Annotated in this window: 12 protein-coding genes; 8 read left to right on the top strand and 4 right to left on the bottom strand. The window is 44.0% G+C overall.

Annotated elements, in window-relative coordinates; translation table 11 throughout:
- Positions 1-48: 48 nt before the first annotated feature.
- Positions 49-1239: a sodium/glutamate symporter gene (gltS, locus tag HDC33_RS00885; protein WP_179390661.1), complete on the bottom strand. Its 1191-nt coding sequence runs from the start codon at positions 1237-1239 to the stop codon at positions 49-51.
- The gene (gene hutG / locus HDC33_RS00890) at positions 1223-2197 is read right to left on the bottom strand and encodes a formimidoylglutamase (protein WP_179390662.1); all 975 of its coding nucleotides are present in this window, start codon (positions 2195-2197) and stop codon (positions 1223-1225) included. The genes gltS and hutG overlap by 17 nt, the downstream gene beginning before the upstream one ends.
- 132 nt (positions 2198-2329) lie before the next feature.
- On the opposite strand from hutG, the gene HDC33_RS00895 reads away from it, so the two are divergent.
- Positions 2330-3223 carry a LysR family transcriptional regulator gene (locus HDC33_RS00895; protein ID WP_179390663.1) on the top strand — a complete coding sequence of 298 codons (894 nt, stop codon included), beginning with the start codon at positions 2330-2332 and terminating at the stop codon, positions 3221-3223.
- Positions 3224-3328: 105 nt separating this feature from the next.
- Here the strand turns inward: HDC33_RS00895 and HDC33_RS00900 are convergent, their stop codons facing one another.
- Positions 3329-4126 carry a TIGR00266 family protein gene (locus tag HDC33_RS00900; RefSeq protein ID WP_179390664.1) on the bottom strand — a complete coding sequence of 266 codons (798 nt, stop codon included), beginning with the start codon at positions 4124-4126 and terminating at the stop codon, positions 3329-3331.
- 93 nt (positions 4127-4219) lie between these two features.
- Positions 4220-5104, bottom strand: coding sequence for a TetR/AcrR family transcriptional regulator (locus HDC33_RS00905; RefSeq protein ID WP_179390665.1), 885 nt, complete (start codon positions 5102-5104; stop codon positions 4220-4222).
- Between the two features lie 288 nt (positions 5105-5392).
- On the opposite strand from HDC33_RS00905, the gene HDC33_RS00910 reads away from it, so the two are divergent.
- The 7 genes from HDC33_RS00910 to HDC33_RS00940 all read left to right on the top strand — a co-directional run bounded on the left by HDC33_RS00910 (position 5393) and on the right by HDC33_RS00940 (position 15141).
- Complete coding sequence (locus HDC33_RS00910; protein ID WP_179390666.1) at positions 5393-6901, top strand: DHA2 family efflux MFS transporter permease subunit; 1509 nt, start codon at positions 5393-5395, stop codon at positions 6899-6901.
- 204 nt (positions 6902-7105) lie between these two features.
- Positions 7106-8149 carry an SEC-C metal-binding domain-containing protein gene (locus HDC33_RS00915; RefSeq protein WP_179390667.1) on the top strand — a complete coding sequence of 348 codons (1044 nt, stop codon included), beginning with the start codon at positions 7106-7108 and terminating at the stop codon, positions 8147-8149.
- Positions 8150-8332: 183 nt separating this feature from the next.
- The gene (locus HDC33_RS00920) at positions 8333-9811 is read left to right on the top strand and encodes an aldehyde dehydrogenase family protein (RefSeq protein ID WP_179390668.1); all 1479 of its coding nucleotides are present in this window, start codon (positions 8333-8335) and stop codon (positions 9809-9811) included.
- Positions 9812-9835: 24 nt separating this feature from the next.
- Positions 9836-11002 (top strand): saccharopine dehydrogenase family protein, encoded by a 1167-nt coding sequence (locus HDC33_RS00925; protein WP_179390669.1) that lies wholly within the window; start codon positions 9836-9838, stop codon positions 11000-11002.
- Between the two features lie 190 nt (positions 11003-11192).
- Complete coding sequence (locus HDC33_RS00930) at positions 11193-12398, top strand: acyl-CoA dehydrogenase family protein (protein WP_179390670.1); 1206 nt, start codon at positions 11193-11195, stop codon at positions 12396-12398.
- 171 nt (positions 12399-12569) lie between these two features.
- Positions 12570-13823: a serpin family protein gene (locus tag HDC33_RS00935; RefSeq protein WP_179390671.1), complete on the top strand. Its 1254-nt coding sequence runs from the start codon at positions 12570-12572 to the stop codon at positions 13821-13823.
- Positions 13824-13959: 136 nt separating this feature from the next.
- The gene (locus HDC33_RS00940) at positions 13960-15141 is read left to right on the top strand and encodes an aminotransferase class I/II-fold pyridoxal phosphate-dependent enzyme (protein ID WP_255457260.1); all 1182 of its coding nucleotides are present in this window, start codon (positions 13960-13962) and stop codon (positions 15139-15141) included.
- The last annotated feature ends 979 nt before the right edge of the window (positions 15142-16120 follow it).

Below are 16120 nucleotides of genomic sequence, written 5' to 3' on the forward strand. Positions count from 1 at the left end.
AAGACTCCCTGCAATTAATAAAAATTAAATGCAGGGAGTCTTTTTCCATCAATTAAACAAGTTTATGGTTGTAATGATAATCGGCATCGCAAATACGTCGATGAGGAAAGCTCCGACAATTGGAACGACGAGGTATGCCTTTGTCGAAGGGCCATATCTTTCCGTAACAGCCGCCATATTGGCCATTGCATTAGGAGTAGCTCCAAGGCCATGACCTGTGAAACCGGCTACCATGATAGCTGCGTCGTAGTCTTTGCCTAGTATACGGAACAAGACGAAGATTCCGAAAAGGACGATGAAGACGACTTGGATGAAGACGATTACAAGTAGCGGAAGAGCCAAATCGGCAACTTCCCACAGTTTGATGCTCATTAATGCCATTGACAGGAAGATTCCTAATGTAACGTCGCTGATTAAGCCAATGCTCTTCATGTCGATTGCTTTTGGATTGATTTTGTCAACGATATTCCGAACGAGAACTGCAACGAACATGGCGCCTACGTAACCTGGCAGAACGAATCCTGTTGCGGTTGAAAACAGTTCACCCAAATATGTGCCAAGTGCCATACAAAGTGTGATGAGTAAAATTTGTGCGAAGAACGAATCTGTTTGAATCGGTTTTTCTTTCTCTTCTATAGGGAGCCCGAGATCCTCGTCGGTTTCCGACGGCTTGAGATTATGTTTTGTAATTAGATATTTGACCGTAGGACCGCCTACGAGGCCTCCCGCAACAAGTCCGAATGTAGCTGCCGCGACTCCGATGGAAAGGGCTGAATTGATGCCCATATCTTCAAGGGTCTTACCGAATGCGGTGGCAGCTCCGTGTCCGCCTTCCATTGATACTGCTCCAGCCATCATTCCAATAAGTGGATGCAAGTCGAACAAATAAGCCATGGATACACCGATTGTATTTTGCGCGAGCGCTAAAAATCCACATGCAAGCCAGTAGATGACAAGGAGTTTTCCTCCAAGTTTGATGAGTTTAAAGCTTGCGCCTAACCCAATTGTTGTAAAGAATGTAAGCATGAATAAACTTTGCAGTGATGTATCAAGTGTAATTTCAAGCCAGCCGAGTGACTTGAAGATGGTCGCAAAAACAGCGAATAATAATCCGCCGACAACGGGAGCGGGTATACAGAATTTCCGTAAGAAACCAACCTTTTTAATTAAAACCATCCCTAAAGTCAGTAATGCGATGGAAAGGAATATCGTGGAGACTTGATTAAGAACTAGCGTCATGAATTTCCCCTCCTAAAAAAGTTGTAATTGCTTCATTTGTTAAGTAAGCACCAAGTTTTACTGTACGGTTGTTTTCATCCAAAACCGGATTCACTTCCGAAATATCAAACGACAGTGTTTTTTCATGTGAAGTAACTGTTCGAATGATTGAACGGACAACGGAAGGATCTAATCCGAATGGTGAAGGGGCACTGACACCCGGTGCGAAGGCCGCGTTCAGAACATCCGTGCATAAGGTTAGAAAAATATAATCATGCCGGTCGATGAATTGTTTGAGATCCGATGTTAGTTTGTCCATATTTCCGATATGCATATTCTCTTCATATTCGTATTTGACGCCGAGCCTGTCAGCTGTATCGAACAGTTCCTGCGTATTCCCGTAGCGCTGGATTCCAACGACGAAATAACTGCTCCTGTTGTCATGCTCCAGGATTTGTTTGAACATCGTGCCGGAACTTGGTTGTTCGTTGTATGAGCGTAAGTCGAAATGGGCATCTATGTTAATAATCCCGAGCGATGCATTTTCACCGATTGATTTCCGAACACCGAGATAATGTCCGTAAGCGGTTTCATGACCGCCGCCAAGAATAATCGGTGTCATTTTTTTCTGTAATGCCTTTGCGACTGTGTCGCCCAGCCGTTGTTGAGCTTTTTCCAGATTGGTATCCGTGTATTGAATATTTCCGACATCGACAAGACGTTTAGTAACCGGGAATTTCCAAGGTAGTTTTGCCAATTCACTGCGTAATGCATTTGGCGCTTTAGCCGCACCAAGTTGCCCTTTGTTACGGCGGACGCCTTCTTCACTTTCAAAACCGATGATTGCACACGTATCGGGTAATTGTGGGACGACCTCGATATCTACTGATTCAATGATTTGATGATAACGGAAACTTGTTCTATTTTCAGTATGGTCCGTACGTCCCGACCATACATGTTCATCTACTTTTGTAAGCAATTGCGCCACCCTTTCTGAACCTTCTGATATAACATTGCTTGTTAATTATAAAGTACATGATTTATTAATTCTAATATATAATTACTATATACTTATAGCCCATGACTATAATTGGGGAGAGGTGAAGATAGTATGGATCTAAAGCAGTTAAATTATTTTGTTACAGTCGTGGATTATATGAGTTTTTCCAAAGCGGCAGAGAAGCTGCATATTTCCCAACCATCATTAAGTAACGCCATAAAAAACCTGGAAAGGGACCTGGGGTTTCAAATTATTGAACGCAGCACGAGAAATAGCAGACTGACGGAAGCGGGAGAGGTTTTATATAGCAGGGCGAATCATCTTTTATCAGAAATGGCGATTTTAAAGAAAGAAATGGAAGAAGTGAAGATTGTCGGAAAAGGGGAACTCCAAATCGGCATGATTGAATCAGTGAAGTATTGGATTCCAAAAGTGATTTTTCGATACAATGAGCGTTTTTCCGATATGCATATTCAGTTGACGGAAGTATTGGGTGGTGATGATGTGAGGAATTCGCTGAGAAAATATGAAACGCATGCCATTATCACGAATCAGCAAATCAAAGAAGCGGATATAGAAACGGTCCCGCTGTACAAGGAAAAACTTGTTTTGGTCCTTCATAAAAGCCATTCATTGGCTGGGAGGGAATTGATTACGTTGAGTGAGTTGGAGCATGAGCCGTTCATCATAAGTACCGAGGGATTTCAGACGAGGGAGGATATATTGCGTGCTTTTGAAATGGAAGATATTGTACCCACAGTCAAGTATGAAATTGAGCGTTTCGAAACGGCATTAAGTTTAGTGAGCGAAAACTTGGGCATTGCATTCATTCCTGAAAATTACTTACAAGGACCATATGACCTTTCAATCGTCAGTAAAATTATCGGTTCCCCGGCACTTGAGAGAACTGTGTATTTGACGTACATGAAAAACCGGTATGTATCTCCTTCTATAAAATCATTCATAACAGAAGTGGAGAGTTTTTTTCTTGTACAAGGACACTAACCAATTCAAAAAAGGGTTGTATCATCAGTCGGAAAATGATTGATGATACAACCCTTTTAGCTTGGGGTATTTTGGATATAGTCCATCCTAATGTTTACGTAATAATCATTTCCCGCCGAGCATATTGAACAAGCCGCCCGCAATACTGCCCTCATCGCGAGATCCTCCGCCTGGTGTTTGCGGTGCAGCTGCAAAGACACGGCTTGCAAGTCTTGAGAAGGGAAGCGATTGGACCCAGACTGTTCCGGGACCGCGCAGTGTCGCAAAGAACAGTCCTTCGCCGCCGAACAGTGCCGTTTTCACGCCTTTCACCATTTCGATGTTGTAGTCAACGTCATGCGTCATGGCGACAAGACATCCTGTGTCGACACGTAATACTTCGCCAGGTTGAAGAATTTTCTCGATAATCGTCCCTCCGGCGTGGACGAATGTCATGCCGTCGCCTTCCAGCTTTTGCATGATGAACCCTTCACCGCCGAAAAATCCGGCGCCGAGTTTGCGCTGGAATTCGATGCCGACGGATACGCCCTTGGCGGCAGCAAGAAATGCATCTTTTTGGCAGATGATTTTGCCGTCATGTTCACTTAAATCCATCGGGATAATTTTACCAGGGTAAGGGGAGGCGAAAGAGACGTGCTTCTTTCCCGATCCAGTATTCGTGAATGTTGTCATGAAGAGACTTTCCCCGGTCAACATGCGTTTACCAGCTCCCATCAGTTTTCCCATGATTCCTCCGCCCGAAGTGCCGGACCCGTCACCGAAAATCGTTTCCATATCGATACCGTCTTCCATCATCATTAGAGCGCCTGCTTCTGCCACGACCGTTTCCTGTGGATCAAGCTCCACCTCTACAAATTGCATATCATCGCCATGTATTTTGTAATCGATTTCGTGGTTGTTCATCGCTTCTTGTTCCTCCTCAAGATAAGTTTTCTTCTACCAAATCATACGAAATAAATAGAAAAAAGTTTCAAAAATCAACGAGAAAAAGTCTGATCACCCTTTTGAGTCCACGTAGCTCCAAACTTTATAGGCGAGCTCATGGGCTTCCGGTTCGTGGGATAGCCCGACGAAAGCTTCCCGGAATGAACGGACGACGGATTCAAGTACGAATACTCGCGGACATTCGGTGCGTAGTTCATCCAGCAGGAATTGAACGTATTGTTTGGCAGCGGGCCGAGTTTCTTCCCCGAGTAATTCCAGAAAACCAGTAAGCCGTTCGAGTAATTGTGCCTTTGTTTCCATTTCTTCTCCTTGATCGCTGTTTAACTTGTGAAATACATCTTCGTGTAAAAATATATCATTTGCATCTATCATACCCGAAATGATGGAATCGATTTTCCGCATTACGAAACTCACCAGTTTTGATGTGTCAATTTCCTCTTTCGATACGGCTGACCATACATGTAGCAATTGTTGCATCATTCCGAAGAACATAACCGCGCAATCAGCTGCATGGGGCGCCACTTCTTTGCCGTACACATCCACCAGCCTTTTTGATAACCAAGAAAATTCAGCTAAGAACATGTTTTTGATGAAAGTTTTTAAATCGTCATCACCGGAATGGAAGACCGCCTCATATATTGGCAACAGGTTTTGTTCACGATTCACATGCATGCGGATTGATATCTGTTCAATTAGAATGTTTTTATCCGAAAGGTCCTGTCCGATTAGCAATTCACGTCTTCTCACGGAGGCCTCATTGCGTGCGTGTTCCAGTATCGCTATAAGGCATTCATTCTTGGATGAAAAGTAATTGTAGAAAGTCCCTTTTGAAATGCGGGATTCGTCTAAAATATCTTGAACTGACGTAGTGGAAAATCCTTTATTTATAAAAAGTCGCTGTGCTGTCAACAAAACCTGACGTTTTCGCTCATTCATATAATCACCCTTACTTCGTAGTTGGTTCTTGATTCCGTTCGATCTAGTCCGTGGAGACAAACAGATTCGAGTCTGTACCCTCGTTCATTTCTAAGAAAAGAAGCTTACTTTATACTGTTGGTATATTTTTATATTATCTTTAAAACATTACTGTGGCAATGAAATTAAGTTTTTTTAAATGGAAGCGTTTACGTTGGTTGCATTTTTTGGACTATCGGTATAATATATTCAACATGATGTACTAAGGGTACAAATTCTATACGGGAAGTATTAATAGGGGGAAGGAATATGGAAATTAAAGAAATGCATCAAAAACCGCCTTATGGCATGATAGCGATTTTGTTTATAGGCGCATTCGTTGCCCTATTGAATAATACATTGTTGAACGTTGCGTTGCCGACTATTATGGTTGAATTCGATGTGAAACCGTCCGTTGTTCAATGGCTGACGACCGGGTATATGCTTATCAACGGTATTTTAATACCGGCAAGTGCGTTCTTCATTCAAAAATTCACAAATAGGAAATTATTCTTAACGGCCATGGTGCTGTTCACTCTGGGAACATTATTAGCAATGCTTGCACCATCATTTGGCGTGCTTGTTGCAGCTCGGATGATTCAGGCAGCGGGGTCTGCCATGATGATGCCACTCCTTATGAACGTTATGCTTACGGCATTTCCGATTGAGCGACGGGGAACTGCAATGGGGATTTTCGGGCTTGTAATGATTACCGCACCGGCAATTGGTCCAACTTTGTCAGGTTGGATAATCGAGCATTATACATGGCGTACACTTTTCGGTATCGTTTTACCGTTTTCAATTCTGACACTCATTTATGCGTTCTTTAAATTACGCAACATTACACCGAACCGCGACATGAAATTGGATGTATTTTCACTTATATTGTCGAGTATCGGTTTTGGCGGACTCCTATACGGTTTCAGTTCAGCGGGTGATAAAGGATGGGATTCGCCGCTTGTTTATGGAACTATCATTGTCGGTGCCATCGCCCTCGTAACGTTCATCGTGCGTCAACTGCGTATGGATGATCCGATGCTGGATTTCAAGATCTACATGCATCCGATGTTCGCCTTATCGTCGGCAATCTCGATTGTCCTATCGGTTGCAATGTTCTCCGGTATGATCCTTACGCCGCTATATGTCCAGACAATTCGAGGCATTTCACCGTTCCATTCAGGATTGCTGATGTTGCCGGGTGCGATTGTAATGGGGCTTATGTCGCCAATAACTGGGCGTTTATTCGATAAGTATGGTGCAAGGGTTTTGGCGGTGATCGGTCTTGCCATTACAGTTATATCAACATTCTATTTGAGTAGACTTAGTATGGAGTCTGGTTATTACTACCTTATGACAATTTATACGATCCGCATGTTCGGGATTTCAATGGTCATGATGCCAGTTATGACGAATGGATTGAATCAATTGCCGATGATCTCGAATCCGCACGGAACAGCAATGAATAACACGTTGCAACAGGTATCCGGTGCAATCGGTTCAGCGATTCTGTTAACAATCATGACGAAACGGATGGAATCGACGGGTGCTGAGCTATTTGCGGAAGCCCAAGCAACTGGTAATGCCCCGACAACTGCTGAGGGATTAGCGAAATTAAAAGAGCAACTTGAAGCGCAAGCGATGCTGGACGGCATCAATTTTTCGTTTTTCATATCGACGATCGTCGCAATAGTTGCCTTGGTTTTATCGTTCTTCATGAAACGTGTTATGCAACCAACAAACCAAAAATCATCTACAGAATCCGGGGAAAGCAAACAATAAGCAATTGAAAACTGTCTGCTCCGCATGGGTATATATATCCGTAATGCGGAGTTTTTTTGTTTCTGTTATTATTAAGTATGATGTGAGTATATAGATTGAACATATGAATGCAGCGGAGGCCAGCCGTAGCGCTGAAACGGATGCAAGGTATTCTTAATTCAATTTATATAAAAACGTATAATTGTATTGTAAGGACGTGGGAAAATGATTGGAAGAAATGATCCGTGTCCATGCCGGAGCGGGAAAAAATATAAGAAATGTTGTGCCGGGAAAGATGAGGCGCCTCTCGAGGCACTAATTGACGAGGAACTCGAGCGTATTGTCCTTGGCGCATATGAGCAAACGACGAGCCCGGCAGATATGTCGGAATTTGAAAGCTACAGAAGACACTGGAAAAGTAAACTTGGAAAACTGGTGGGGCCGGACGATATTGAAGAGGCTGTCAGTGAATACTTTCTGTTCATTGCCCGGCAGGACTTGTGGAAGCGTCATCTCCTCAGGACGTTAAATAATCCATTGAGAAGTAAAGTTCGTTCTGTTTTGGAGTTATGGAAAAACCCCATTGTCTTGTTCGGCAAGGTGAAAGAGGAACAGGAAGACTATGTTGTTGTCCAAGAAATTCTTGGCAAAGCTTCATACAAGCTGGAAAAGAAACAGGAGATGCTACTGGAAGAACATGCATTCATATTCGGAGTAGTCCTCCCTGATAATCGAAATCAGGAAAATGACATTTACGTGATTTCGTCACTAATGTTCATTAATGATCGGAATGGTTCATTCGAAAAGCAGATAATTGAACTCGCGGAATCAAGCGGATTCGCTAACAGCCTGGAGTTCTATAAAAAGCATATGGCGGATATATATGAAATTCTGCTTGCGAGGGATTCTCGCACAGTTAATGAACTCATAGAACATGACTTTACACCGGTTCAGCAAGAAGTCATCGAAATTCTCGATAAAATGCTAGAATTAAGAAATACAAGGCAGGAAGCGCGAGAATTACTAAGGAATATTGTAGTGACGTACTTCTTGAGAGAACAGCCCAATTTCCGTAAACCTGGTGTTATTGCCGCGGCAGTGTTTTTCGTTGCGGTCGATTTGGGAATGGTGGAAGATGAAAAAATGCCGAATGTTGAAATCGCTAAGCTGTTCGACGTGTCTACAGGCTCCATGACCAAACACGCAGACAAAATCCGTGAATTCATCATGGAAATATACGAACAGAGCCGAAATAAAACGGTTGAATAATTCTGTACAAAGCATATACAGAGAGTTAGATGAATAGGTTGGAAGTGGATTAACCCCGGACGGGTATGAAATCGTCCGGGGTTTTCATCTTCAGGTGAAATAAAGGGATATGATGGAAAACGTCGAACTGAATAATGGTGTAAGCGTTTTCAAAAAGCGTGGTATGGAAAGGGGAATGTTGCAATGCAACTGAACAATTATATTGGGGGTTCGTGGCAGGAAGCCGGGGGCGCAGATTATACGGCAGTCTTAAATCCGGCAAATGGTACGGAGCTGGCACAAGTTAGATTATCGACAAATAAAGATGTGGGTCTTGCGGTGAAGGTGGCGAAAGAGGCCCAGAAGAAATGGGCACTTGTACCCGCACCGAAGCGCGCAGACTTTTTATATGAAATTGGACGGCTCATGAAAGAAAAGAAAGAGCATCTGTCGCAAGTGTTGACAAAAGAAATGGGAAAAGTGATCGAAGAGGCGCGCGGTGAAGTACAAGAGGGTATCGATATGGCGTTTTACATGGCGGGAGAGGGCCGTCGCATGTTTGGTGAAACAGTGCCATCGGAGCTTCAGGATAAGTTCGCAATGAGTGTCCGGGCACCGATCGGCGTCGTCGGTCTCATCACGCCTTGGAATTTTCCGGTAGCGATTGCTACATGGAAGTCATTCCCGGCAATTGTCGCTGGCAATACATTCATCTGGAAGCCGGCGACAGAAACACCAATGATGGCGTATGAGATGGCGCTAATTTTTGAAGAAGCGGGACTTCCCGCGGGTGTCGCGAATATCGTTTTCGGAACCGGATCGGAAGTTGGAACTGCGATGATTGAACACCGGGATATTCGCGTTATTTCATTCACAGGGTCTACTGAAACGGGTCGCCATGTTGCGGAAACGGGCGGACGTCATTTGAAGAAAGTGTCGCTTGAAATGGGCGGTAAAAATGCGGTCATCGTTATGGATGATGCTGATATAGAACTGGCAGTGGAAGGCATTCTGTGGAGTGCATTCGGTACAGCCGGTCAGCGTTGTACGGCATGTAGCCGTGTCATCGTGCATACAAATGTAAAGAAAGAACTTGAACAAAAACTCGTGGCAGCGATGAAAGACTTGACGATTGGTGATGGATTGGACGAATCGGTTAAAATCGGGCCCGTCATCAATAAAAAAGCGCTTGATAAAATTCATAGTTATGTCGGAATCGGCCAAGATGAAGGTGCAACGCTTCTTGCTGGAGGAAATATATTGACCGACGGAAAACTTGCAGAGGGACATTATTATGAACCGACTTTATTCACAGATGTGAAATGGGACAGCCGCCTTGCGCAAGAAGAAATTTTCGGTCCTGTCGTTTCACTCATTGAAGTATCAAGTCTGGATGAAGCCATTGAAGTGAATAACAGTGTGGAATTCGGACTTTCAAGTTCTATCTTCTCACGTGATGTAAACAACGTTTTCCGTGCACAGCGTGATCTTGATACGGGAATCGTTTACGTGAATGCAGGAACGACGGGTGCTGAAATCCATCTGCCATTCGGCGGAACAAAAGGGACGGGCAATGGGCACCGTGATTCGGGTATTGCGGCGCTGGACATCTTCACAGAATGGAAAAGTATTTATGTGGACTATAGCGGGAAATTGCAAAGGGCGCAGATCGACACGAATTAATACTACTTGTTAGGGGATGGGTGAATGAAAGTAGTTATTCTCGGAGCGGGTTTGATGGGGAAAGAGGCGGCGCGCGACCTTGTGAAAAGTGATGACGTCGAGAAAGTATATTTGGCGGATTTGAATGTCAGGCAGGCTGAAGAATTTGCGGAAAATCTTAAGTCAGACAAACTCGATATCCTGTTGCTGGATGCAAAAAACGATCAACAATTATGTGATGTGATGACACTTGGGGATGTCGTCATCAACGCACTGTTTTATACATTCAATGAAAAAGTCGCCCGGATTGCGGTGGATATCGGTGTCCATTCCATCGATCTCGGAGGACATATAGGCGGCGCTACGGATGCAGTGCTTGGACTTGCTGATCAGGCTGTTGCGAAAGGTGTAACGATTATTCCAGACTTAGGGGTGGCTCCTGGAATGATCAACATTCTTACGGGTTACGGTGCGGGTAAACTTGACGAAGTGAAGACAATCAAATTATATGTCGGAGGGATTCCCGTAAAACCGGAGCCGCCACTAAATTATAATGTTGTCTTTTCATTGGAAGGCGTGTTCGATCATTACACGGATCCTTCCCATGTAATTCGAAATGGCGAACTATTGGAAATCCCTTCATTATCCGAAATTGAAACGATTCATTTTGACAAATTCGGCGAACTCGAAGCGTTCCATACTTCCGGCGGTACGTCGACGTTGGTGAAATCGTTCCCGAACGTAGAAACTCTGGAATACAAGACGATCCGTTATAAAGGGCATGCTGAAAAGTTCCAGCTGCTTGTCGATTTGGGATTACTGACCCGAGACAATGAAGTGACCATAGGCGGCAATAAAGTGAAAGTGCGTGACGTTATGAGAGAACACCTATCACCGCAGCTTCGGCTCGACAAGAAATCGGATGCGGTACTGCTGCGGGTTATCGTCAGCGGTGAAAAAAACAGCATGCCGGTAACGTACGAATATGATCTCATTACGGAAAAAGATACGGCAGTGAATGAGACTGCAATGGCACGTGCCACGGCTAATACGATTTCCATCGTGGCGCAAATGATAGGGAATGGAACAATCACCAAACGCGGGGTCCATCCGCCTGAAAATATCGTTCCTGGCAAGCTATATATTGAAGAGATGAAAAAGCGCGGCGTCGTTATCGAAGAAAGCATCGAATCTAACGAAGCGCACGTCTAATTAGAAAAGCGGAAGGCGCCGCTCAGACGCGACAGGCATAAGACGGACCAACGTCGCGGTGAACTTCCGCATAGTTGGGCTGACTTATGACCCGAGCGGCTGGCGCCTGAAGCTGGACATTGTTCCGTGTAGAAAACTTATAGTTTCTAATCTAAGTAAAGGCTTTGCGTTTTGGAAAGGGGATGGAGAAGTGGACTTCGAATTTACTGATGAGCAGAAAATGCTGCGAAAAACAGCGCGCCAGTTCGTCGACACAGAAATTATGCCGCATATTCAGAAATGGGATGCAGAAGGCAGGTTCGATCCAGCGATTTGGAAGAAGCTTGCGAATCTGGGCTTCATGGGCGTTTGTATACCGGAACAATATGGCGGCAGCGGCATGGACTACAATTCACTTGCGGTTTTGTGTGAAGAATTGGAACGCGGTGATACAACGTTTAGGACCGCGGTTTCGGTCCATATCGGATTGAACTCGATGAGTCTTATGCAATGGGGCAGTGAAGAGCAAAAGTTGAAGTACCTTGTTCCTCAAGCAAAAGGGGAGAAAATCGGTGCATTCGGATTGACAGAGCCGGGCGCAGGTTCTGATGTTGCGGCAATGGTGACAACCGCTGTGCGTGACGGGGACGACTATGTATTGAACGGTCAAAAAACATGGATTTCCCTTTGCGATGTTGCGGATCATTTCCTCGTTTTCGCTTATACGGATAAAAAGATGAAGCATCATGGTATTAGTGCGTTCATCGTCGAACGGACGACACCTGGTTTTTCATCAAAAGCAATCAAAGGGAAATACGGCATCCGTGCAGGCAATACGGGCGAATTGTTTTTCGAAGATATGCGCATTCCGGCTGCGAACTTGTTAGGGGGAGAAGGCGACGGGTTCAAAATTGCCATGGCGTCGCTTGATAACGGCCGCTTCACTGTCGCTGCGGGAGCTGTTGGGTTAATCATGGGCTGTCTCGAGGAAAGTGTGAAGTACTGCCATGCTCGGGAGACGTTTGGCAAGGAAATCGGCAGACACCAGCTCGTTCAACAAATGATCGCGAAGATGGAAGCGGGCTATCAGATGAGCCGCCTTCTGGTTTACCGTGCCGGAGAAATGAAAAACAAAGGCTTACGCAATACACGCGAGACGTCACTTGCGAAATGGCAAGCATGCGATTTTGCCAATAAGGCGGCAGATGACGCAGTTCAAATCCATGGCGCTTACGGCTATTCGGATGAATATCCTGTCGCCAGATTCCTGCGCAACTCGAAAGCACCCGTCATCTATGAAGGGACACGCGAAATTCATACGATTATGCAGGCGGAATATGTCCTTGGGTATAGAGAAGATAAGAAATTGAGCAATGTTTTGCCGGAATGGCCGTTTGACAGAAAAGGGAAACCCTGATGTGCTACTCGCATCAGGGTTTTTTCTTGGGAAGTCGTTAGTCTATAATCATATTTTGGTGATAGGCTAAATGAAAGCGCTGATTCAACAAATTTCAAACGAAAGTAGCGATATTCTGAAACAATCCTTAGTGTGAAACGGTCTAACTCTATTAAAGGGATGGTGGAGGAAATGTTCAAGAAAAGGATACTCTCTATATTGATGATAAGTTTACTAGCATTTGTCACGGGGTGCGGTTCGGGGGCAAATCCGAAAACGATCAACAGCACAACGCCGATTTCGAATGATGTGAAGTTTGGTAAGGATGACTATAAGAAAATTATCACCGCCAATAACGAATTGGGATTCGAGTTATTACATGAAGTTGAAGAAGATGCGAATAACAATATTTTCATTTCACCGGCAAGTTTATTCATGGCTCTATCGATGGTTTATAACGGCGCGGATGGCAAGACGAAAGAGGAAATTGCGAAGACGCTGCATATAGAAGGAATGGAAGCGGACGAGCTGAATCAGGCGAATGCTTCATGGCTGACGAAGCTTATGAAAGAAAATGACGAAATTCAATTGAACATAGCCAATTCAATCTGGTTGAATGAACTATTTCATTTCCAGGACGATTTTGCAAAATACAATAAAGATTACTTCAACGCTGAAATTCAGGAAATCGATATAAATGACAGTGATTCCGTAAAACAGATCAATGATTGGGTGAAAAAGTCGACGAATCAAAAGATAGTTGAGATTGTCCAGGCCCCATTAGACTCTGACTTAGTTACGCTACTCGTCAATGCGATTTACTTTAAAGGCGACTGGTCACATGAGTTCGATAAGGACCTTACAAAAGATCAGACTTTTCATTTACAGGACGGTTCTATTAAAGTTGCTCCGCTCATGTCTTTGAATGAAAGGCTTTCATATTTGGAAAATGAACATTTCCAAGCAGTTCAGCTCCCTTATGGCGACGGGGAAATGAGTATGAAAGTGTTTTTGCCAAAAGAAAACTCTGGTTTAGAGGAATTCAAGAAACTACTTACGAATGAGAACTGGATGACTTGGAATAAGGAATTTAACGCAAGACAAGGTACCGTACTGCTCCCTAAATTTCAATTGGAATACGAAACGCTGTTGAATGATGCATTGATGAAACTTGGTATGGGAAATGCATTTGCGGATACTGCAGACTTTTCGAAAATGATCAAAGAAGGAGATCCGTTGAAAATTAGTAAAGTGAAGCAGAAAACATTCATTGACGTAAATGAAGAAGGTACTGAGGCAGCGGCGGTAACGTCAATAGAAGTGGTTACAGAATCAGCTTCCATCGATGATTCATTCTTTATGGAAGTGAACCGACCTTTCTTCTTTACAATTACTGATGATGAAACGGATACCATTCTTTTTATGGGCAGTATTTCGAACCCATAAAAAGGGAAATCGCCATAAAAAACGGCTAGGGTAGATAAGATGTTTTCATCCATTCTAGCCTTTTTTACAATAGTGCCAAAGTTTGTGATAAACTAACTCTTGAAATAACTAACTCGTGAATAAGGAGAGATATCGTATGAAAGTTGAAACTTCATTTGAAATAGAGCCTGCATTAAAAATGTCTATCTTTTCGCCAGCAATTTTCGGTGATTTAAGAGCAGCTGCCGAGGTGAAAAAGTCCTCCGGCACCGAAATTTTTGACTTGAGTCTGGGCAGTCCTGATCTTCCGCCTGACGAAAAAGTCAGACAATCCTTATCGGAACAAAGTGCATTGGCTAATACATATGGTTATACCCTCGGTGGTACAAAACGTTTTAACGAAGCGGTTGCTAATTATTATCAGCGACGTTCCGGTGTTGCACTCAACCCTGAAACGGAAATCATTCAAACGATGGGCTCCCAAGAAGGACTTGTCCATCTTCCGTTCGCTTTTTGTAATGAAGGAGATTTTGTGCTGACAACGAATCCTGCTTATGTAGCTTATGAGGCGGGCATTAAGCTTGCGGGTGCAATTCCTTATGAGATGCCGTTGTTAGCGGAAAATGGATTTTTACCTGACCTGGAAGCGATTCCCGAAGAAGTTGCGCAAAACGCTAAAATGCTCATTTTGAATTTACCGGGCAATCCCGTTCCAGCGATGCCGAGCCCGGCGTATTTTGAGAAGGTAGTAGCTTTCGCCAAAAACTATAATGTCATTGTGCTTCATGACGCTGCTTATTCCGAATACTATTTCACAGGTGATTCACCGATCAGCTTTCTATCGACACCTGGTGCAATGGAGGTCGGAATGGAGATTAATTCATTATCTAAAAGCTTCAGCCTGGCAGGTGCCCGTATTGCTTACATTGCCGGCAATGCCGAAATGATCCACATTATTAGACAGCTCAAATCGAATTTGGATTATGGAACGTTCGGTCCGATTCAGGATGCTGCTGTCGTAGCGCTTGATAATGCGGAAGAAATTACGGATCGTCTGCGGAAAGAGTTTTCAGCGCGCCATAAGGTATTAATGGAGGGGATGGAGGAGATTGGGTGGTCGGCCACTCCTTCAAGTGGCGGAATGTTTGTCTGGGCAAAGTATCCGTTTGAGATGGACGACAAGGAATTTGTGTTTAAAGTGATCGATCAATGCGGTGTCGTCATGGTTCCTGGCAGCATCTTCGGTTCTGAAGGCGCCGGTTTCGTCAGGTTGGCACTTGTTCAGAAAGTGGATGTACTGCAAAAAGCGATTGATCGATTGCGGAATCTACGTATATAAGTGGAGGAGGATTAGCGAGGGATGGAGATAACCGTCCCTGCTAACCTTTTTATGTGGAATTTATGTAAGATAGAATTAATAGGGATTCTAGCTGACGCCGCTTCGACTACCAATAAGACGCGACTGCGTTGGATTGGCTGTTTATGAAAGTGCATTTCATTATCCAATATTTAATCTACAACCTATAATGCGTCTACTTCGAATTAAGGTAGTATCGAATTTCACTCATTCACAAACCCAATATATACATCCCAAATTCACAACCCTCTTGATAATAAACGCCTCAGCGAAGGCGCGGCAAAGGGGTAGCCGAAGTCCTAAGATTGGATGCGAAGCGCTTATCCAGGCTTAGGGGGAGAGTCCCCAGAGCGCCAAAGCGTATTAGCAGGAATGCTTTATTCCAATCTATCTACTTCACTACAATTTAGGTAGCAACGCCAGCTATTGTACATAAACCGAGCGAATGCGATTAACAGAAGTCACTTCACATGGAATTAATAATGAATCCCGTCGACTACCGCTTCGGCGCTTCGTGGATGCCTCCCGCGATAAGCCGGAAAGAAGATCACTTTCAGTCTTATCGCTCCGGCTACCACTAAGACGCGCCATCGCTGGTTAGTCTGTTTAAGAATGCGCATTTCATTTTCGGGGATCATGCCTGCAACCTGTAGTGCGCCTTATTTGAATTAACTCAATATCGAATTGTATTCATTTCACAATATCAACATATACATCCTGGATTCAGAATTCCCTTGATAATGAACGCCTCAGCGCAGGCGCGGCAAAGGCTTAGGACGAGAGGCATCCCCAAAGAGCCAAGCGATCTACAATCCACACTCCGAACCGCAGCTCTCTCAATAATGAACACCCCAGTGAAAGTGTATTAGGAGAAAATCTTTATTTCAAACTACGAAATAACGTCCTTTTATTCTAGGCTAAACTTTCATTATGTCGTAAAGCACTCACGCTGATAGTTAGT

It is taken from the genome of Sporosarcina sp. JAI121, assembly GCF_013408665.1.
Taxonomy (GTDB): domain Bacteria; phylum Bacillota; class Bacilli; order Bacillales_A; family Planococcaceae; genus Sporosarcina.